We start from the raw sequence: 20,041 nt of genomic DNA on the forward strand, positions 1-20,041 counted from the left end.
ACGCCGGGAGGACCTTTTCAGTTTCGGTCAGTTTCGCATCAGTGCCGGGGCGCGGCGTACATCTCTTCGATGACGGTTTCGAAGTCCTTCATAACCTGGGCCCGCTTGACCTTCATGGACGGGGTCAGGTGGCCCGACGCTTCGGTGAAGTCGGCGGCAACGATCCGGAAGGACTTGATGGCCTCAGCCTGGGAAACAGAGTTGTTCGCGTGGGTGATGAGGTCCTGCACAGCGGCCTTGACTACGGGATTGTCCGCTGCCTCCTCAAGCGTTGTGGTGGCCGGCAGCCCGTGGCGCTGCAGCCATCCCGGCAATGCCTCCTGGTCCAGAGTCACCAGGGCACCGATGAACGGCCGGTTGTCTCCCACCACCAAGACCTGGGAAACCAGGGCATCGGCGCGGATCTGGTCCTCCAACAGGGCGGGGATGACGTTCTTGCCGCCTGCGGTGACGATAATCTCCTTCTTACGGCCGGTGATCCAGACGAAGCCGTCTTCGTCGAGGCGGCCGATGTCGCCGGTGCGGAACCATCCGTCGGCAAAAGTCTCCGCCGTGAGGTCCTCCCGCTTGTAGTAGCCGCGCATCACGCAGACGCCCTTGGCCAGGATCTCGCCGTCCTCGGCAATCTTGACTGCGTTCCCCGGCAGCGGTTTGCCCACAGATCCGATCTTGATCAGCGAAGGTGTGTTGACCGAGATCGGGGCTGTGGTTTCGGTCAGGCCGTAGCCTTCGAGAACCTGCAGGCCGATGCCTTGGAAGAAGTGGCCCAGGCGCTCACCCAGCGGGCCGCCGCCAGATACTGCGTGGGCAACCTGGCCGCCCATGGCAGCCCGCAGTTTGCTGTACACCAGCTTGTCGAAGAGGGCATGCCGTAGCTTCAGGCCGAGGCCTACGCGCCCATTCTGGCGTGCCTTGGAGAAAGCTATGGCGGTGTCAGCGGCCTTGTGGAAGATGGCTCCCTTGCCGCCGTCCTCCGCTTTGGTCAGGGCTGAGTTGTAGACCTTTTCGAAGACACGGGGCACGGCGAGGATGAACGTGGGTTCGTAGCTCTGCAGGTCCGCGAGGAGCTTCTTGATGTCCGGCGTGTGGGCAACCGTGGTACCAGCTGCCATGGCAAGGACGGAGATAAAGCGCGCAAAAACGTGTGCCAAGGGCAGGAACATAATGGTCTTGGCGTTCTCATGGACGATCTCGCCGATGATCTCGAGGGCGTTCTCCGAGAGTTCGACGAAGTTCCCGTGGGTGAGTTCGCAGCCCTTGGGCCGGCCCGTGGTCCCTGACGTGTAGATAATCGTGGCGGTGTCGTCCAGATTGGCGGAACTGCGTCGGGTCTCGAGGTCGGCGTCGCTGACGTCCCGGCCTGCTTCACGGAGGGCGTCCAGGCCGTTGCCTTCGAGCTGCCAAACATGCTGCAGGGCTGTCAGCCCTTCCGAGGTGGCCGCTTGCCGGATGATGTCCTCGTGGTGGGCGGCTTCGCCGAACGCGGCCACCGCGCCGGAGTCGCCGAGGTTCCAGGCAACCTGTGACGGGGACGAGGTCTCGTAAATGGGGACCGACACACCACCGGCGAACCAAATGGCAAAGTCCACCAAAGCCCACTCGTAACGGGTGCGGGACATGATTCCAACCCTGTCCCCGGCGTTGACACCGCTGGCCATTAGGCCTTTGGCCAGCGCCTGGACGTCAGCCAGGAAATCCTTTGCGGACACATCCTGCCAGGCGCCTGCTGAGTCCAGCCGCGAGAAAAGCGATGGGTTGCTCGGCTTGGCTGCCTGTCGCAGCACAAGGTCTGTGATGTTGGTTTCAGGGGGGACAACAACCAGCGGCGGAACGCTGAATTCGCGCACTATAGCTCCTTTGATATCCGTAGGCCCGGACAGGGTATGTCTAACACTAGTACGCCTGTACCCGGCAGTGCAGTAATAAACCTACTGGCCAGTAACTTACGCGTCAACGCGAGGTGTTCCGCGGACCGTGCGGATACCCGGGAGGGCGTGTCCCTCGGCCTAGAATGAGGAACTATGTATGAACCGCCCCCCGGCGCCCAGGCCGGCCCCCTCCGACGCCCGGCACCCTGGAAGCGGCGGCCGCCCACGCTTCCAGCCCGGTCCCGGCCAGGGGCAACGTTCCGCGAGCACCTCCGGCTGGGCCGGAAGGGACTTGCCATCGGAATCGATATCGGCGGGACCAAGGTTGCTGCCGGCGTGGTGGATGCTGACGGCAGGATCCTGAGCGAAGCCCGGCGCTCAACCCCCGGCAGTGATCCCAGGGCTGTGGAGCGCGTCATCGTCGAACTTGTTGAAGAGCTGGGGGCGGGGCACCGTATCTGGTCGGTGGGGATCGGCGCGGCAGGATGGATGGACCTCGACGGCGGCACCGTCCTGTTCAGCCCCCACCTCGCCTGGCGCAACGAGCCGTTAAGGGAAAACCTCCAGCGACTCCTCCGCAGGCCGGTCCTGCTCACTAACGACGCCGATGCGGCGGCCTGGGCGGAATGGCGCTTTGGTGCCGGTCAGGGCGAGAGCAGGCTCGTCTGCATCACGCTGGGGACCGGCATCGGCGGCGCCATGGTGCTTGACGGACGGGTCGAGCGCGGACGTTTTGGCGTGGCAGGGGAGTTTGGCCACCAGATCATCATGCCCGGCGGCCACCGGTGCGAGTGCGGAAACCGCGGTTGCTGGGAACAGTATGCCTCCGGCAACGCCTTGGGGCGGGAAGCCCGGATTCTCGCGCAGGCAAATTCGCCCGTAGCACAGGAGCTGCTCGCGGCCGTTGACGGACACCCCGGGGCTATCACCGGGGCGATCGTCACGGACCTTGCCCTGGCCGGCGACGCCGCGTCCCGGGAACTGCTTGACGAAGTCGGTGAATGGCTGGGGCTGGGACTTGCCAACCTGGCAGCGGCCCTGGATCCCGGCCTGTTTGTTATTGGTGGCGGCCTATGCTCTGCCGGAGACCTCTTGGTGGAGCCAGCGAGGAAGGCGTTCGCCAGGAACCTCACCGGCCGGGGTTTCCGCCCGGCGGCCGGCATTGAGCTTGCCGCGCTGGGACCCAACGCGGGGCTGATTGGGGCGGCAGACCTGTCCCGGGTCAGCAGCCGGATGCGCAGCTGAGGGCCCCTAAACCCTAGACCCGGGCGCCGTCGTCGTTCTCATCCTTTTCCTGGGGGAGTTTCATGATCAGGTAGACCACCGCCAGGACAAACACTGCCACAATCCCCAGGATGGCCAGCAGCGGGGCAGAGCGCCAGAACATGGCGGAAAGGAGCAGCGCGACCGGTCCGCCCACCGCGCCCAGCCACGCGAGCATGGTCAGAGGGTCCGTCCCGGCGAGGCTGGGGGGTTCTTCCGGTACGAAGCTGCCGTCGTCGTCCTCCGCAGTGTAGTCCCGCGGGCCCTGCGCGGAGTCCTCACCGCTCTCCGGACTTCCAGGCGATGCGGCAGACAGCCGCTCTGCTGCCGACAGCTCGGCAGGGGCGGACGGTGCCAGCCCTAACGGGTCAAAATCCCGGAAGCTGGCCGAACCGCCAGGCTTTCCCGCGCCCTCCGTGCCGGAGGCTGGCCTTTCCGTGGAACCTTTTTCAGCCGCTTCATCAGGTGCAGCGGCTTCGACGGGCCGGATTGGCACATCGGGGCCTGCCGGAGAACCTTCCAGGCGTGCCACCAGATCCAGCCATACGGCGTCGTCCTGGTTGGCGCTCGGGTCCGGGGAACCGGAATCGGGCCTAGTCATGGGCGGTGCCCTCCTGGCTGGCAGCCACCTGGTGGTCTGGTGCTGCGTGAGTGGTGCCGGCCGGCGCCGACGCCGGGATGATCGAACGGATGAACTCCACAGAACCTTCGAAGATCTGTTCGGCGTCGTTGTCCAGGGTTGCCACGTGGTAGCTGTTCTCGAGGCGGGTCAGCTGCAACGGCGCGTGCGTGAGGCCACGGCGTAAAGCCGCGATGCTTGAGTCGGACACCACGTGGTCCACGCTGGAACGGAAAACACGCACTGGCGCGGTGACCCGGGGGAGCAGTCGGATGGTGTCCTTGAATAACTTGTTCAGTTCGTGGGCGGCAGCCACCGGGGTTCGGGGGTAGGCGCCCTCATCCATGCCGGGTTTCAGGATGTCGTTGGCGATGGCCGGCGTGCTCTTGAGCACCAGCTTCAGGATGCCGGCCAAGGGCGCACGTGGATCATCGATGACCAGTCCCGGGTTGACCAGGATGACCCCGGCAACGGGCCTCGTGGCCGCGACGCGCAATGCCAAGGCCCCACCCATGCTCAGGCCCGCAGAAAAAACGTGATCGCATTCTGCGTCCAGCTCCAGGTAAGCGTCGTCCAGGGCGCCGTGCCATTGGGGCCAGCGTGTCCGCGCCAGTTCCTGCCAGGTGGTGCCGTGCCCGGGCAGCAGCGGCATCCGCACGGCGAAGCCTGCCTCAGCCAGGGCCGCGGCCCAGGCCCGCAGCCCATGAGGGCTGCCGGTGAAGCCATGCGAGAGCACCACGCCGATGCGTGGTCCGTCACCGCGGAAGGCACTGCGGAACGGGCTGTGGTCCGGAAGCGCTGTCATGAAGTCTCCGACGTAATGGGGCGGGTGGCGTGCTCGAGGAAGAACGCTGTGGATTTGGCAAGAATTTCGGGGGCGTCGGCATCCAGGGTAGCCACATGGCTGCTGTTCGGCAGGTCAACTACTTCCACCAGATGTCCGCCCAGCCGGCGCCTCAGCATGGCCAGCGATGATGGCGGAACGACGGCATCCATTGTTGATTTGAATACCTGTACGGGCGCAGCTACCCGCGGAAGGCCCCGAATGGCGGCGCCGAAGAGTTTTTTCAGCTCGTGAACGGCGGCCAGGGGAGTCCGGGAATAGTCTCCGTCGTCTGTGACGGCGGCTGTGGACTGGTCCTCCTGGATAGGCAGCGTGGTCTGCTGGAAGTACTTCAGCACTCCGATGACCCGCACCCGGCGGTCATAGAAGCTCAGGCCGGGGTTGACCACGGAGACTCCTGCGACGGCGTGCCTGGAAGCAGTCAGGAGGGCGATGGCCCCGCCCATGGAGAGGCCTGCCACGAAGCAGGTGTCAGTGCGGGCGGCGAGGTCCACGTAAGCCGCTTCAAACGAGCGATGCCAGTCATGCCAGTTGCAGCGCGCCAGCTGCCTCCAGTCGGTCCCATGCCCTGGAAGAAGCGGCACGGAAACGGCGAAGCCCTGGGACGCGAGATGTTCAGCCCACGGCAGGACACTGAGGGGGCTCCCCGTGAAACCGTGGCAGATGGCGATTCCGGTCTTCGCATTTGGCCCGTGGCCGGGGTAGCTGAAAGCGGCAGGCCGGGGCGGGATGCTGCTTTCTGTCATGAGTCCATCGTGTCACTGTTCGGGACAAATCTCACTAGAGTAGGGTTGCAGTGGAATGCCGGCCCTGCCCGATTCAGTGCTAGCAGATTGAGTGCTGGCTGCCTTCCGGAGAGGTTAGTCACGTGTTCTATTGGGTTATGAAAAGGATCTTCCTGGGTCCGGTGCTGCGGCTCCTGTTCCGCCCTTGGGTCAAAGGCCTGGACAACGTTCCGGCGGAGGGCGCAGCCATCCTCGCCTCCAACCACCTGTCATTTTCCGATTCAATCTTTATGCCGCTCATGGTGCCCCGCCCGGTGATCTTCCTGGCCAAGTCCGAGTACTTCACCGGCACCGGACTCAAAGGCCGGCTCACGGCCCTGTTCTTCCGGCTGACCAACCAGCTCCCCATGGACAGGTCCGGCGGTGCCGCGTCGGCTGTTTCCCTCAACGCCGGCATGGACGTCCTGACCGGTGGCGGTCTGCTCGGGATCTACCCCGAAGGCACGCGCAGCCCGGACGCCCGCCTCTACAGGGGCAAGGTCGGTGTGGCAAAGCTTGCCCTGCAGGCCGGGGTTCCCGTTATTCCCGTGGCCATGATCGGGACGGACAAGGTTCAGCCCATCGGCAAGCGCCTGCCGCACATCCGCCGGATCGGTATGATCTTCGGCGAACCTCTGGACTTCAGCAGGTACCAGGGTCAAGCGGAAGACCGCGCGGTACAACGCAAAGTGACCGACGAGATCATGTTCGAGCTGATGCGGCTCTCGGGCCAGGAGTACGTGGACGAATACGCCGCGGTGGTGAAGCTGCAGCTCGCGGGCAAGCAGGCCGAGCCTGCGGCCAGCACCGACACCGGCCCCGCCGAAAAGCCTGATGCCGGCACTGGCGGCCCGTCTAATCCCGGTCAGCGGGACGACGACGGGACCCCTGCCGCGGGATGATGTGACGCCGGCCGCCCCCGCGCGTGACGGCCGGGTGTCCGGATGAGCCTCCGGGACACTAGTCTTAGAGGGTGACTGAGCTATCCGCAAAACCCGCCTTCTCGCTGTCCAGTACCGCCCAGAGCGGCGCCGCCAACTATCCGGGATTGGATGACTGGCGCGACCTCCCGATCTCCCAGCAGCCCAGCTGGCAGGACAAGGACGTATTCGACGCTTCGGTCAAGGAGCTGTCCGTGTTGCCGCCGCTGGTTTTCGCCGGCGAGGTGGACATCCTTCGCGAGCGGCTGGCAGCCGCGGCCCAGGGCAAAGCCTTCCTGCTTCAGGGCGGGGACTGCGCAGAGACCTTTGAAGCGGCCACGGCGGACAAGATCAGCGCCCGCGTCAAAACCATCCTCCAGATGGCCGTGGTACTCACCTACGGTGCAGCCATGCCCGTCATCAAGATGGGCCGGATGGCTGGCCAGTTCGCCAAGCCCCGCTCCTCGAATGATGAAACCCGCGACGGCGTGACGCTTCCCGCCTACCGCGGCGACATCGTCAACGGCTACGATTTCACGCCGGAGTCCCGCGGCCACGACGCATCCCGGATGCTGCGGGCCTACCACACCTCGGCATCCACCCTGAATCTCATCAGGGCCTTTACCCAGGGCGGGTTCGCGGACCTGCGTTCAGTGCATCAGTGGAACAAGGGCTTCACCGAAAACCCCGCCCATGCCCGCTACGAGTCCTTGGCCCGCGATATCGACCGTGCCATCAAGTTCATGGCCTCCTGCGGCGCCGACTTCGAAGCGCTCAAGCGCGTGGAGTTCTTCGCCAGCCACGAAGCCTTGCTCCTGGACTACGAGCGCGCGCTGACGCGCATCGACTCCCGCACAGGGTTCCCCTACGACACTTCGGCCCACTTCCTGTGGATCGGGGAGCGCACGCGCGAGCTGGATCACGCGCACATCGACTTCCTGTCCCGGGTGCGGAATCCGATCGGCGTGAAGCTCGGCCCCTCCACCACCGGCGATGATGCCTTGCGCCTTATCGACAAGCTGGACCCGGAGCGTGAGCCCGGACGGCTCACCTTCATCACGCGCATGGGTGCGAAGAACATCCGGGAGAAGCTCCCGGCCGTCGTCGAGAAAGTCACTGCGTCCGGCGCCCAGGTCCTGTGGGTAACCGATCCGATGCACGGCAACACCGTCACGTCGCCTAATGGCTACAAGACGCGCAACTTCGACGACGTCATTGACGAAGTCCGCGGATTCTTTGAAGTCCACCACGCCCTGGGCACGGTTCCGGGCGGCCTGCATGTTGAGATGACGGGTGACGACGTCGCCGAGTGCCTTGGCGGCGCCGATCCCATTGACCAGGAGGCGTTCCTGGACCGCTACGAGTCCGTCTGCGATCCGCGCCTGAACCACATGCAGTCGCTCGAAATGGCGTTCCTGGTCGCAGGGGCACTCGCCAAGCACTAGGCGCTCCACCCGCTTCAGCTGAAAAGGATGCCTCCCGGACTTTGCGTCACGGGAGGCATCCTTTTGCGTTTCCTGGAGCTGGGTGGCCGCGGATTCCAGGCGATGTTGCCACTGGGCGCAGCCGAACTGCGTGACGCTACACCACGGTCAGGGTGATGACGGAGCCCTCTGGAACCTCTTTATTAGCCGGATCCTGGTCCCGGACGGTTCCGAAGAAGCCGCCAAGGATGTTGTTGACTTTCACGTCGAAGCCGAGCTGACGCAGTGCCTGTTCGGCTTCCTTGGCCTGTTTGCCCACGTAACTGGGAACCTTCACCATCTTCGGACCGTCGGAGATGGTGAGCATGACTGTACCGCCGCGGGTGAGGGTGCCGTTGGGTGGCGACTGCGCGGCAACCGAACCTTTGGGCACGTTGCGGTCGTTGACCTTGTCCTTGGCGACGTCTGCCTTGAGGCCTGCCGCTTCGATGGCGTCAACGGCGTCGTCCTCATCCATCCCGACGACGGACGGAACCGGAATGGGCTCCGGTCCCTTGGAAACGGTCAAGGCCACTGGCGTTCCGTGCCGCGCCGGGGTCCCGGAGGCAGGGTCCTGGGCCAGGACCATGCCGGCAGCGATGCCTTCGTCGAATTTCTCGGTAACGGTGCCCAAGGCCATCTCTGCCTTGTTGAGCTCGGATTTGGCTTCGTCCAGTGTCATGCCGGTCAGTTTCGGCAGTTCAAACAGCTGGGGGCCCTTGGAGACAAACAATGCCACCGGCTGAAATTTCCGGGTCTCCGTTCCGGCTACAGGATCCGTTCCCACTACAAGGCCGGACGGAACGTCGTCGTCGAAGACGTCGCGGGTGCTGGACTGGAACCCTGCCTCATTCAGCAGCTGCTGCGCCTGTGCCACCGTTTTGTTGGCGACCGCCGGGATGGTCCCTGGCGACCCCGGACCCATGCCGAAGAACCAGCCGGCTCCGGTGGCTAAGAGCGCGGCGATGATCAGGATGACCACCCACAGGGCACCGCGACGCCTGGGGTTGCCGTCGCGCAGGGACCGGAGCGGGGTTGCCGCGGCCCGCGACCTGGCCTTCTCGGCGTCCCTCTCTGCCTTGCGCCGGGCGCGCTTGGTCAGGGGAGCCGGCGACGTATCCGGATAGGGGACATACGCGGCGGGAGGGAATGGGGCGGCGGGAACGACCGACGTGGCGTTGTCCCCAAACGAGGGGGGCGGAAACCGTGGCGGCCTTTCCGGAGGCGCAAGCGGTGACATCACTGTTGTGGGGTTGTTGGTACGGGCGATGACCTCAGTAGGGTTCTGGAGGCCGGCCTCCAGCGCCGCAGGCGGCTGCAGGTCCAGTTCGCGGTCGGTGAGGTTGGTCCGGATGTGGCGGAGTTCCTGGAGCAGGGCCATACCGTCCACGGGCCGGTTCTCGGGGTCGTTGGCAGTACACCACTGCACGAGCTCATCGACTTCCGCGGCAAGGCCCGGCACCAGCGCCGACGGCGGCCCCACAGTCCCGTTGACATGCTGGTACGCCACCTGGATGGGAACATCGCCGTCGAAAGGCTGCCGGCCGGTAAGCATTTCATACAGCATGATCCCGACAGAGTAGATGTCGCTCCGGGCATCGGCCTGCTTGCCCAGCACCAGTTCGGGGGAGAGATAGGCCACGGTGCCAATGAGTGCACCCGTACTGGTGGACGTGGTGACGGCCCGGGCGAGGCCGAAGTCGCCCACTTTGATCCTGCCGTCGTCGGCGATCAGGACGTTTTCGGGTTTGATGTCGCGGTGGATCATGCCGGCGGAGTGTGCCGCTCCGAGCCCCTCGACGACGGGGTCAATGAGTGCGAGGGCGAGCCTGGGTGGCAACGCGCCCTTGGACGTGATGACGTCCCGCAGCGTGTGGCCTTTGATGTACTCCATCACGAGGTAGGCCGTCTGGCCGTCATTGCCTTGGTCGAGGACACCAACCACATGCGAATGGGAAAGCCTGGCCGCTGCCTTTGCCTCGCGGCCCAACCTGCCGAGGAAGGTGTCGTCGCTGGCAAGGTGCGGGTGCAGTACTTTGAGGGCAACTTCGCGCTCAAGCCTGAGGTCTGTAGCAAGGTAGACGGTGGACATTCCGCCGCGCGCGAGCTTGGACTGGACGGCGTAGCGGTTGTCCACCAGCGTTCCAACAAGTCGGTCAGACACGTATTCCTGCACCCTACGATCCTAATCCCGCAATGAAACGGGCCCGAATCAACATGCGATCCGGACCCGTATCGTTATCCCGCCCGCCCTGGTCCCACCGGGACCGGGCTGGGCGTGGTGGTCTAGCCGAGGTTCTTTTCGTGCGCCTTGATCGCCTCCACGTAGGACTTGGTGTCGTCGTACATGCCGTACTTGCTCACTGAATACTGACCCTGGTAGTAGCCGGCGATTGCAGTGTCGCGGTCCTTGCTCGTGGCGATCAACTGGCGGATGATCGCCACACCAGCGGTGGCGTTGTCGTACGGATCGAGCAGGTTGAGTTTGCGCCCCACGAGGTCCGAGGCCCACTGGCCGGAGGATGGAATCACCTGCATGGTGCCGATGGCGTTCGCCGGTGAAACGGCACGCTGGTCGAAGCCGGATTCCTGGTAGGCAAAAGCCAAGGCCAGTGCCGGTTCCACACCCATACGCCGTGCAGTATCCGCAACGATGGCCCGCATCTGGTCACGGGAGGGCACAGGGGAGGCGTTGAGCAGGGCCTTGTTCTCGTTGGCCGAGCTGACGACCGCCGCGGGGTAGGTGAATCCAAGGAAAGAGCTGGGCACCAGGGGAGTGACGTTTGCGGCGGGTTCGCTTGAGGCGGGCTGTATGGCAGCGCCGGGGATGACCAGTTTGTTGCCGGGGTAAATGATGCTGGACAGGCTCAGCTGGTTGGCGGAAAGGACGTCCGAGAGCTTGACGCCATGCTTGGAGGCAATCGCGCTGAGGGTGTCGCCGGCCTTGACGGTGTAGGAGCCGCCAGGGGCGGCGGCAGGGGCCGGCGCCGCAGGGGCTGGTGCTGCGGGGGCGGAAGTCGGCTGCAGTGCAGTGGCAGGAGCTGCCGCAGGTGCGGTTCCGCCGTCGTTCACTTTGATCTTCTGGCCGGGGTAAATGATGGAACGCATATTCAAACCGTTCCAGCCGAAGATTTCCGACAATCCCACTCCGTGCCGGGAGGCAATGGCGCTGAGCGTGTCGCCCGCTTTGACTGTGTAGGTCGCTCCGGATGTGGTTGCGGCAGCCGGTGGAGTAGCCGCGGGGGCTGCAACGGGAGCATTGCCGGAGCCTGAAAGCTTGATCTTCTGCCCGGGATAGATGATGGTGTTCGGCTGGAGGTTGTTCAGCTTAAGGACTTCGTAGGTGTCCAGGCCGTGCCTGCCGGCGATGCTGCTGATAGTGTCGCCCCGCGCGATGGTGTATTCGGCGGGTACAGACGGCTGCGTCGGCCGGAAGGCGGACGGGATGGTCGTCGAAACCGAGCCGGCCGGAATAACGGTTGCGGTTGCAGCTGCTGCCTGGGCCTTCATGGCCGCTGCGAGCGTGGCAGGGATGGCCCGGACAGGGGCAACAGCTGCAGCCGGTTGGGCGAGGGCCAGTGACGACAGGACAACCGCAGGGAGCGCCGCCGTGGTAGCGGCAATCATGGGCAGGCTCGGCCTGGGTGGCTGCTGTGGCGAGCGGGACGTCGTCATGGAAGGAATCCTCTTCTCAACTGCGAGTGCGGTGGGTGTTGCCTGTGTTAATGCTGCTACTAGTGTTGCTTAAGTTATTGCTGTTACCAATGTGATCTATGTGAATCTCTCATGGATTGTCAATTAGCACAAGAATTCTTGAAAAGCTGCCAAGACTGATTTCGTGGAGTGTCGCCGCAAACCTCCCCTGCGGCAAAAGCGGCGACTAGGCGTCAGGGTGCCGGTCATGGCAACCTTGATCCGTGAGTAACGTAGAAAGCCTTGTTGGCGAGTGGCTGCCCCTGCCTGATGTCGCCCAGTTGTTGGACGTTTCAATTACGAAAGTCCACAGTCTCCTTGATGAGCGTGCTTTGGCCGCGCTGCGGGTTGGAGAACGGCGGATCCGGTGCGTCCCTGCGGAATTTATCCAGGACGGACACGTGGTGGACAGCCTGAAGGGCACCATTGTGGTGCTCTCAGATGCCGGCTATTCCGACGAGGACCTGATTGTCTGGCTTTTCACCGCAGACGAATCATTGCGTGGGCGGCCCATTGATGCGCTCCGCGAAGGCCGCAAAACGGAGATCCGGCGCCGCGCCCAAACCCTGGCCTGGTAACCGGAATTTTCAGGATGCGCGGCTGACGGTGGCCTCGGCCAACCTGCGGAGCGCCGTTTTTGGCAATTCGTCGAGTTCCAGTTGGTCCAGGGCATCAAACGCCGCTGCTCCGAATTCGCCGATGAGGACCTCCGTTGCCTGAAGGGCTCCGGATTCCTCGATGATGCGGCGGATCTCGGTGATGTCTTCGTCGCCGAGATCGGGGCTGCCAAGCTTTGCGTCGATGAATGCCGATTCCTCCGCCGTCGCCTGGTCCAGCGCCAGCGCCACCAGAACGGTCCGCTTTCCTTCCCGGAGGTCGTCGCCGGCGGGCTTTCCCGTGGTGACGGGGTCGCCAAAGACGCCCAGGACGTCGTCGCGCAGCTGGAAGGCTTCACCCAGCGGGAGGGCGAAGGCAGAATAGCCGCGGAGAAGCTCGTTTGACGCTCCCGCCAGCGCGCCGCCGAGGGCCAGCGGATGTTCCGTGGAGTATTTGGCGGACTTGAAACGGATGATGGACTGCGCCCTGGAAACAGCGCCGGCCCTGTCCCTGACTGGCCCGGCGACCTCTTCGAGGATGTCGAGGTACTGGCCGGCCATGACTTCGGCCCGCATGAGGTTGAAGATGAGCCGCGCTCGGCTGCCTGATGCGGCTTTTTCGCCGATGTCCGTAAACGCCTCTTCGCTGAAGGACAGGCACAGGTCGCCGGTCAGGATCGCTGCGGCGTGGCCGAAGCGTTCACTATCGAGAGCCCAGCCCTGGGCTGTGTGCAGTTGGCTGAAGCGGCGGTGGACGCTGGGCCCGCCGCGCCGGGTGTCGGAGCGGTCGATGATGTCGTCATGGATGAGCGCCGCGGCCTGGAAGAGCTCCAGCGCCGAGCCTGCAGCCACGATCTGCCTGGCTCCGGAATCACCGCCAGCGCCGCGCCACCCCCAGTAGCACATCAGGGCACGGAGCCGTTTGCCGCCGGTGACCAGGTTGGAGATGGAACCCATGATGGGATCGATGTCCGGGGAGATAGCCGACATCACCGCCTGGCGCTCGGTCAGGAAGTCCGTCAGCTCGCCCGCGACGGCCGCCACGTATCCGGTCTGTTCAAGCCGCAGCTGCTCCGCGACCGTCACTTGGCTGACTCAGCTGCCACATTGGCGCCGATAGTGAACGTGGAAACACCCGCAGCTTCCACGACCGCAAGGTTGACGGTCTCGTTGTCGCCCCGGACGAAGTCCTTTGATGCGACGGCGCCCACGGACTCTCCCGGCACGGCCTTGAACCCCTGGGCTTCAAGGGCCTTGGTATAGAACTCGACGACGGCGCCGGGCTGGCCTGTGATGCTTGCCACCAAGGCAATTGTTGCCGGCGTCGCCGACTTGTCGAAGCTGCTGGAAACTACTGTGGCTCCCGGCATGAGCGGGAGAAGCTGCTGCGGGAAGCCGGCGACCAGCGCCCCGACGGTAGCCGAGGTGCCCGGTGACGCTGAGGGACTGGCAGACGCGGTAGCTGTGGGCTGGCCCGTGGACTGCGAGGAGGTGGCGGAGGACGGCGTGGTTACTCCTGGCGCCGCTGGGCTGCAGGCGGCGAGTGCCAGCGCTGCGACGGCCACGAGGGCGGCCGATCCTGCTGGCTTAAGATTTCCAATGACCGTCACAGGGACTTTCCTCCTGGTGTTGATGCCGGATTCAGCCTCCAGTTTAGTCAGTACCAGCGGCTAGGATTGTTTCGTGGGGGCCGGACGGGATGTAGACGGGATGAATCAGCACACCGAAGCGGGTCTTCGGGAGTTCCGGCGCACCCCCATCCTGCACGTGGATATGGACGCGTTCTTTGTATCGGTTGAGTTGCGTACTCGACCGGAGCTTCGCGGCAAACCCGTCATTGTGGGCTATCCGGCAGACCGTTCCGTGGTGCTCTCGGCCTCTTATGAGGCCCGGAAATTTGGTGTGAAGTCCGCCATGCCCATGGTGGTTGCAGCACGGATGTGTCCCAGGGCGGTCATCATCGAACCGCGGCACAAGCTGTATTACGAGGTCTCGGCGCAGCTTATGGGAATTTTTGAATCCGTCACCGAACTGGTGGAGCCTTTGAGCGTGGACGAAGCCTTCCTTGATGTCGGCGGTGCCATCCGCCGGCTGGGCCCGCCCCAAGACATCGGCGAACTATTGAGGCGCCGCGTTGCCGCCGAACTGGGCATCACCGCCTCTGTGGGCATCGCCGCGAGCAAGTTTGTGGCCAAGATCGCATCCACGCGGTGCAAGCCCGACGGACTGCTCCTGATTCGGCCGGAAGAAACCGTCCCCTACTTGCACAGCCTGCCGGTTGGAGCTCTCTGGGGTGTGGGTGCCAAGACCACCGAGGTCTTGGCTCGGATGGGGATCAGGACGGTGGCCGACCTCGCCGCCACGCCCTTGCACACGCTGAAACGGACCCTTGGCGCCACGGGCGAGCATGTCTACCGGCTGTCCTGGGGGATCGACCCCCGACCCGTAACGCCGGTGCGGCTGGAGAAGAGCATAGGAGCCGAGGAAACCTTTGCCGTTGATACCGCCGACAACGCCGTCCTTCACAGGGAATTGCTACGTCTGTCGCACCGTACGGCGGAGAGGCTGCGCAGTTCCGGAATGGTGGCCAGGACCGTGGCGTTGAAGCTGCGTTACGCGGACTTCTCCACCATCACCAGGAGCCGGACCGTTCACACGCCGGTGGACAGCACTCAGCTGATCTACGCCGTCGTCCTCCAACTCCTGGAGTCACTCGGCGATCGAAGCATGACCGTAAGGCTGGTAGGAGTCCGTGCCGAACAGCTGGAAGAGGCGGCACAAACGTCCCTCCAGCTGAGCCTGGACCGCAGGGACGACAACTGGCGGGCAGCCGAGTTGGCGTTGGACAAAGTCAGCCGTAAATTTGGCAATAAATCAGTGCTCCCGGCCCGCCTGCTGGATTCCGGAAAAAATTCCGGCTAGGCGCGCAGCTACCCCTGTCTGCCGCAGCCGGAGGGCCTTGCGGAAAGTCATTGCTGTCTTTCAGAACGGCCCGCGACAAACTATCCTTATATATACATAGTTTTCGAACGACTGGACATAACGCTCCCGCCCGCCATCGTCGGTGGGGCGGGAACTTGAGCGGTATGCCGGTCGTTATCGGAGCAGAAGTACTGACTGGGCGCAGCCCGGACGTTGGCCTACTTAAGGAGGTCGTGATGCCGCTCTCGGAGCACGAACAGAAGCTGCTTGAACAGTTGGAAAAGCAGCTGCACGAGGACGATCCAAAATTCGCGAATTCCATGGGCTCGGATCCCGGACGCTCATGGTCCACGCGGCATGTGGTGATCGGGGTGCTGTGCGCCCTCGCCGGGATTTTCCTCCTGCTGGTTGGCGTCACGCTTCAAAACATCTTCGTCGGCGTTCTGGGCTTTGTGGTGATGGGAGCCGGCGTGTACTTCGCAACGATGCGCAGCTCGGCACCTGGCAAGTCCCGCAGCGGCCGTCCAGGTAAGCCAGGCAAGTCCAGGAGTTCCTTCATGAGCAATCTGGAAGAACGTTGGGACGAGAGGCGCCGCGGCGACTCCTGACGCAGCCGGGTAAGAGGCGCCGAAGCCCTCCATTCTGCACCACAGCCTTCCACGGCGCGGGGTTTATTCCGTCCGAAAGTAATTTGTCACCAGGTATCCAAGCATAAAGACCCGCTACGGCGGGTCTTCTGCTTTTAACGGTCACCCTCGAAAAACCGCAACCGCCCTCCCGGCGTCAAAAGCCCTCCACTTTCCACCACCGGCCGATTCGCCGGTTTTACGGGCATCATTCCCTGAAGTGGGGGGAATCCGGCCTCATCCTGCGTTGACTGTGGGGGAAAGTGGAGTAATGTGGAGGACATAAGAGGGTAGTTGCAACACAGGGGATGTGCAGTTCCTGACAGCAGACAGGCGGTGGGCCAGTGTTTCTTGGCACCCACTCGCCGCGTTTGGATGAAAAGGGACGAATTATCCTCCCCGCGAAGTTCCGCGAGGAACTAGCCGGTGGCCTGGTACTCACGAGGGGCCAGGAGCGTTGCATCTACGTCTTCAGTGAGCAGGAATTTGCACGTGTGCACGAGCAAATGCGGGAGGCGCCCATTTCCTCCAAGCAGGCCCGGGACTACATTCGCGTCTTTCTCTCTGGAGCCTCGGATGAGGTACCTGACAAGCAGGGGCGCGTAACCATTCCGGCAACGCTCCGGGAGTATGCAGGCCTCGGCAGGGAACTGGCCGTCATCGGCGCAGGAACCCGGGCCGAGATCTGGGACGCCCAAGCCTGGAACGAGTACCTGGCAGAGAAGGAAACAGCCTTCTCTGAGACCGACGACGCCATTCCGGGGATTCTGTAATCACCGGTATGGAACAGGCGGACAGCTTCTTGGACGAGATCTCCAGCCGCCCATCGGCCGGCCAACCTGGCTCACTTCCCCGGAGCCAGGCGGGCAGGACGACAGGCGCGGATGGGGATCTGGCTCAAGAAGCACAACCACGGCAACCACGGCAGGAAAGGACGACGGCATGAACGATCACCCGAAGCCGACGTCCGAACGCCATGTACCGGTCCTGCGGGACCGGTGCATCAATTTGTTGGCCCCGGGCTTCGAAGCAGCCAGGCTCAGGGGCGAAACTCCCATAGCCATCGACGCCACGCTCGGCATGGGCGGCCATTCCGAAGCGATGCTCCAGCGCTTTCCGGACCTGCACCTGATCGGCATCGACCGCGACGAGGAAGCACTCGCCCTGGCCGGAGAACGGCTGGCGCCGTTCTCCGCACGGACTGACCTGGTCCACGCCGTCTACGACGAAATCCCTGACGTCCTTGAAGACCTCGGCATCAGCGAAGTCCACGGAATCCTGATGGATCTGGGCGTTTCCTCCCTGCAGCTGGACGAACGCGAACGCGGGTTCGCCTATTCCTTCGACGCCCCGCTGGACATGCGGATGGACACCAGCCGAGGGCAGACCGCCGCAGATGTTGTCAACAACTACTCCGAAGTGGACCTGGTTCGGATCATCCGCAAATGGGGCGAAGAGAAGTTTGCCGGACGCATCGCCAACAGAATTGTTGCCGCCCGCGCCCAGAAGCCTTTCGCCACCACCGGGGAACTCGTTGAACAGATCCGCGCAGTAGTTCCGGCCGCCGCCGCCAAGTCCGGCGGCCACCCCGCCAAACGGACTTTCCAGGCGCTCCGGATCGAGGTCAACGAAGAGCTTGATGTCCTGGAACGGGCTGTCCCGGCCGCGGTCAGGGCAACTGCCCTCGGTGGGCGGATAGTGGTCATGTCCTACCACTCGCTGGAGGACAAGATAGTCAAGAGCGTGTTCCAGGCAGGCTCGAAGTCTTCAGCCCCCCTCGGCTTCCCTGTCGAACTCGAGGAACACAAGGCCGAACTCAAGACCCTCACGAAGGGCACGGAGGTGCCCACCGCCGTCGAGATCGCAGAGAATCCGCGCGCTGCCTCAGCAAGGCTGCGGGCTGTGGAACGCATTAGAACCAGGAGAGCCGTATGAGCACCGCCGCCGTCAAGAACTTTCCTGTCGTCTCCGGCAGTGCTGCGCCCGCTATTGGACTTCCGGCGGGAACTCCAGGCCCCGGACGCAAAGCCCGTACGCCGCTTTCGGTTGTCCGATCCGCACCCAGGAAGCGCCGCGCGCCGTTCGTTGTCCTCTGCTTCACGCTGCTCGCCGTCGCGCTGGTTGCTGTCCTGGTGTTGAACATCTCGGTGTCCACGGCCCAGTACCAGCTCGTGGAACTCCGGGGCAAGCAAAGCACGCTGACCAAGCAGAACCAGGATCTGACACAGCAGGTTCAAAACTTCGAAGCTCCGCAGAACTTGGCAGCAAAGGCTACAGACTTGGGAATGGTGGCGTCCACGGTGAAAGGCCAGATCGACCTTTCAACCCTGGCGGTCACCGGCAAGGCGACACCGGCCGTTAAGGGCGGCGCCGCCGGGGCCGTCATCCCGGCACCGGCAGTTGCCGGACAGTTGAGCGTGGTCCCGCCCGCAAGCACCGGGGAGCCGCTGGCCAGCCGAAAGCCGGTGACTGAGGAGCCGGCAGCTGCAACGCCGCCGGCCGCCGCTGCGGCGGCTGTTGCTGCAGAGGCACCGGCCGCAGCCCCGTCCCCGGCTGTGGAATTGCACGGAGGCTCCGTGCCCGCTCCGTTACAGAGGACGCCCGGGCAGTAACTGCCAGGACCTGACAGGCAACACAGCGAACAGCAAGGAAATCACGGTGGCGCAGAGGACCGGCAAGGCGAAGAGCGGCAAGGTACCCAACGCCACGAGGCGCCTGCGCCTTGGCCTGGGCATCATGCTCACCCTTCTCCTGGTGGTGGGCGGCAAGCTTTTCCTTGTTCAGGGCCTGGACGTTGGCGGCATGGCCGAGGCTGCGCTGAACAAGCGGATGACCCAGACTGTCCTGCCGGCCGAACGTGGCAGCATCCTGGACTCCAACGGCGTTGTGCTGGCCAACAGCCTCATCCGCTACAACTTGGTGGTGGATCAGGTGACGAACACAAAAACAGAGAAGTTTTGGCGCCTGGTGGAGGGCCAGGACAAGCTGGTGGAAGTCACCCGTGATCAGGGCATTAGCGAACTCGCCCTTGTCCTGGGGATGGACGCCGACGAACTCCGGAAGGCCGTCACCGGTGAATCCAAGTACTACATCGTGGCGAAGGACCTGAAGCCGGACGTAGAGGACCGGATCTCCAAGCTGCAGATTCCCGGCATCGTCACCGAAGGCGTCAGCAAGCGCGTCTATCCAAACGGTTCGGTGGCCGGCGGCATTATTGGCTTCCTCCAGGACGGGTACACAGGCCAGGCCGGAATTGAACAGACGCAGGACAAACTGCTCAAGGGCGCAGACGGCAAAAGGCTCTTCGAAATCGGTGCGGACGGCCTTCGAATTCCTGTTGGGCTGGACGAGCTCACCCCACCGCAAGACGGCAAGGATGTCAGGCTCACCCTCAATTCCGACCTCCAGTATTTCGCCCAACAGGCCATCCAGAGCCAGTCGGACAAGCTGGGCGCCGAGTGGGGAATCATTATCGTGATGGATGCCAAGACCGGCAACCTCATCGCCATGGCCGACACTAATTCCCCTGATCCCAACGACCCCGGCCTGGTGGCCGCCAAGGACCGCGGGGTCCGCTCCGTGACGGCTGCCTACGAACCGGGCTCGGTGGAAAAGATGATCACGGCGGCGGCTCTGATTGAGGAAGGAAAGTCCAGCCCGCTGGACACGTTCACCCTGCCGCCGTCCTACACAGTGGACGGTCAGACCTTCAGCGACTCGTTTGCCCATGGCACGGAGGAACGGACCCTTGCCGGCATCCTTGGCTGGTCCATGAACACCGGAACTGTCATGGCTGGCCAGCGACTCAGCAAGGAGCAGAGATTCGACTGGCTGCAGAAGTTCGGCATCGGGGAGGCTCCGGACGTCGGCCTGCCTGCTACCGCTTCGGGCATCCTGACGCCGGCGGACCAGTGGGACGACAGACAGGAGTACACGGTGCTGTTCGGGCAGGGTGTATCGCAGTCCACGCTCCAGACGGTGCGGGCCTTCCAGACAATCGCCAACAATGGCGTCATGCTCCAGCCGCGCCTGATCGATTCCTACATCTCACCGGACGGGACTGAAGAGAAGGTCGCTCCGCAGCCTTCGCGGCAGGTGGTCTCAGACAACACTGCGCAGCAGGTCCAGGACATCCTCGAAAGCGCGGTCACCGAAGGGCAGATTAAGGACGCCGCCATCGACGGCTACCGTGTGGGCGCTAAGACGGGAACGTCGGAATCGCCGTGCGACGACGGCAAGTCAGGATTCTGCGGGTATACCGCTTCCATCGTTGGCATGGCGCCGATGGATGATCCGCGGTTTATTGTTGAGGTGGTGCTGCAGCGGCCCAAGGGCAGCATCTATGGCATTACGCAGGGGCCGGTCTTCCGGTCAGTCATGAGCCAGGCGCTGCGCACCTACAACGTCCAGCCGTCCACCGGTGAACCGGCGCGGCTGCCGCAATACGCCAAGTAGTACTGCCG

The 20,041-nt window shown here is 63.9% G+C and carries 18 protein-coding genes; 10 read left to right on the forward strand and 8 right to left on the reverse strand.

The annotated features are described in order from the left end of the window. Positions 1-38 precede the first annotated feature (38 nt). Entirely contained in the window at positions 39-1,847 is a 1,809-nt protein-coding gene (locus ACLKOZ_RS14245; protein ID WP_337347728.1) for an AMP-dependent synthetase/ligase, read from the reverse strand. 174 nt (positions 1,848-2,021) lie between these two features. Between ACLKOZ_RS14245 and ACLKOZ_RS14250 the strand changes: the two genes are divergently transcribed. Further along, positions 2,022-3,113 carry an ROK family glucokinase gene (locus ACLKOZ_RS14250; RefSeq protein WP_436475893.1) on the forward strand — a complete coding sequence of 364 codons (1,092 nt, stop codon included), beginning with the start codon at positions 2,022-2,024 and terminating at the stop codon, positions 3,111-3,113. A 13-nt stretch (positions 3,114-3,126) separates the two neighbouring features. Here ACLKOZ_RS14250 and ACLKOZ_RS14255 read toward each other — a convergent pair whose 3' ends face one another. Genes ACLKOZ_RS14255 through ACLKOZ_RS14265 form a run of 3 tightly spaced genes read right to left on the reverse strand, consistent with a single transcriptional unit; the run spans position 3,127 to position 5,340 of the window. Then, positions 3,127-3,732 carry a hypothetical protein gene (locus tag ACLKOZ_RS14255; RefSeq protein ID WP_337351494.1) on the reverse strand — a complete coding sequence of 202 codons (606 nt, stop codon included), beginning with the start codon at positions 3,730-3,732 and terminating at the stop codon, positions 3,127-3,129. Further along, positions 3,725-4,555, reverse strand: coding sequence for an alpha/beta hydrolase (locus tag ACLKOZ_RS14260; protein ID WP_337351493.1), 831 nt, complete (start codon positions 4,553-4,555; stop codon positions 3,725-3,727). Before ACLKOZ_RS14260 ends, ACLKOZ_RS14255 begins: the two co-directional genes overlap by 8 nt. Next, a complete protein-coding gene (locus ACLKOZ_RS14265) occupies positions 4,552-5,340 on the reverse strand; it encodes an alpha/beta hydrolase (protein WP_436475898.1) in 789 nt (262 codons plus the stop codon). The genes ACLKOZ_RS14260 and ACLKOZ_RS14265 overlap by 4 nt, the downstream gene beginning before the upstream one ends. Positions 5,341-5,462: 122 nt before the next feature. Between ACLKOZ_RS14265 and ACLKOZ_RS14270 the strand changes: the two genes are divergently transcribed. Both ACLKOZ_RS14270 and ACLKOZ_RS14275 read left to right on the forward strand, forming a co-directional pair. Then, the gene (locus ACLKOZ_RS14270) at positions 5,463-6,260 is read left to right on the forward strand and encodes a lysophospholipid acyltransferase family protein (RefSeq protein WP_337351491.1); all 798 of its coding nucleotides are present in this window, start codon (positions 5,463-5,465) and stop codon (positions 6,258-6,260) included. A 71-nt stretch (positions 6,261-6,331) separates the two neighbouring features. Continuing rightward, positions 6,332-7,723 (forward strand): class II 3-deoxy-7-phosphoheptulonate synthase, encoded by a 1,392-nt coding sequence (locus ACLKOZ_RS14275; RefSeq protein ID WP_337347734.1) that lies wholly within the window; start codon positions 6,332-6,334, stop codon positions 7,721-7,723. Between the two features lie 136 nt (positions 7,724-7,859). On the opposite strand, the gene pknB is transcribed toward ACLKOZ_RS14275, so the two are convergent. Further along, a complete protein-coding gene (gene pknB, locus ACLKOZ_RS14280; RefSeq protein ID WP_436475901.1) occupies positions 7,860-9,917 on the reverse strand; it encodes a Stk1 family PASTA domain-containing Ser/Thr kinase in 2,058 nt (685 codons plus the stop codon). Positions 9,918-10,027: 110 nt separating this feature from the next. Continuing rightward, entirely contained in the window at positions 10,028-11,416 is a 1,389-nt protein-coding gene (locus ACLKOZ_RS14285; RefSeq protein WP_436475903.1) for a LysM peptidoglycan-binding domain-containing protein, read from the reverse strand. 242 nt (positions 11,417-11,658) lie between these two features. On the opposite strand from ACLKOZ_RS14285, the gene ACLKOZ_RS14290 reads away from it, so the two are divergent. Continuing rightward, a complete protein-coding gene (locus ACLKOZ_RS14290; RefSeq protein ID WP_131134989.1) occupies positions 11,659-12,012 on the forward strand; it encodes an Rv2175c family DNA-binding protein in 354 nt (117 codons plus the stop codon). Between the two features lie 9 nt (positions 12,013-12,021). Here the strand turns inward: ACLKOZ_RS14290 and ACLKOZ_RS14295 are convergent, their stop codons facing one another. Both ACLKOZ_RS14295 and ACLKOZ_RS14300 read right to left on the reverse strand, forming a co-directional pair. Next, positions 12,022-13,116: a polyprenyl synthetase family protein gene (locus tag ACLKOZ_RS14295; protein ID WP_337347737.1), complete on the reverse strand. Its 1,095-nt coding sequence runs from the start codon at positions 13,114-13,116 to the stop codon at positions 12,022-12,024. Beyond that, positions 13,113-13,640: a hypothetical protein gene (locus ACLKOZ_RS14300; RefSeq protein ID WP_436475906.1), complete on the reverse strand. Its 528-nt coding sequence runs from the start codon at positions 13,638-13,640 to the stop codon at positions 13,113-13,115. Before ACLKOZ_RS14300 ends, ACLKOZ_RS14295 begins: the two co-directional genes overlap by 4 nt. Positions 13,641-13,740: 100 nt before the next feature. On the opposite strand from ACLKOZ_RS14300, the gene dinB reads away from it, so the two are divergent. From dinB to ACLKOZ_RS14330, 6 genes are all read left to right on the forward strand, one after another. Beyond that, positions 13,741-14,952 (forward strand): DNA polymerase IV, encoded by a 1,212-nt coding sequence (gene dinB / locus ACLKOZ_RS14305; protein WP_337351486.1) that lies wholly within the window; start codon positions 13,741-13,743, stop codon positions 14,950-14,952. A 236-nt stretch (positions 14,953-15,188) separates the two neighbouring features. After that, the gene (locus tag ACLKOZ_RS14310) at positions 15,189-15,560 is read left to right on the forward strand and encodes a DUF3040 domain-containing protein (protein WP_337351485.1); all 372 of its coding nucleotides are present in this window, start codon (positions 15,189-15,191) and stop codon (positions 15,558-15,560) included. Between the two features lie 362 nt (positions 15,561-15,922). After that, on the forward strand, positions 15,923-16,351 hold the full coding sequence (mraZ, locus tag ACLKOZ_RS14315; protein WP_436475909.1) for a division/cell wall cluster transcriptional repressor MraZ: 429 nt from the start codon (positions 15,923-15,925) through the stop codon (positions 16,349-16,351). 169 nt (positions 16,352-16,520) lie between these two features. Beyond that, positions 16,521-17,513, forward strand: a complete 993-nt coding sequence (rsmH, locus tag ACLKOZ_RS14320) for a 16S rRNA (cytosine(1402)-N(4))-methyltransferase RsmH (protein ID WP_436475911.1) — start codon at positions 16,521-16,523, stop codon at positions 17,511-17,513. Then, on the forward strand, positions 17,510-18,190 hold the full coding sequence (locus ACLKOZ_RS14325; RefSeq protein WP_436475913.1) for a hypothetical protein: 681 nt from the start codon (positions 17,510-17,512) through the stop codon (positions 18,188-18,190). The genes rsmH and ACLKOZ_RS14325 overlap by 4 nt, the downstream gene beginning before the upstream one ends. Positions 18,191-18,236: 46 nt before the next feature. Continuing rightward, positions 18,237-20,033 carry a peptidoglycan D,D-transpeptidase FtsI family protein gene (locus ACLKOZ_RS14330; RefSeq protein WP_436475915.1) on the forward strand — a complete coding sequence of 599 codons (1,797 nt, stop codon included), beginning with the start codon at positions 18,237-18,239 and terminating at the stop codon, positions 20,031-20,033. Positions 20,034-20,041: the final 8 nt, after the last annotated feature.

The sequence above is a fragment of the Arthrobacter sp. R4 genome, from assembly GCF_051365025.1.
Lineage (GTDB): Bacteria > Actinomycetota > Actinomycetes > Actinomycetales > Micrococcaceae > Arthrobacter.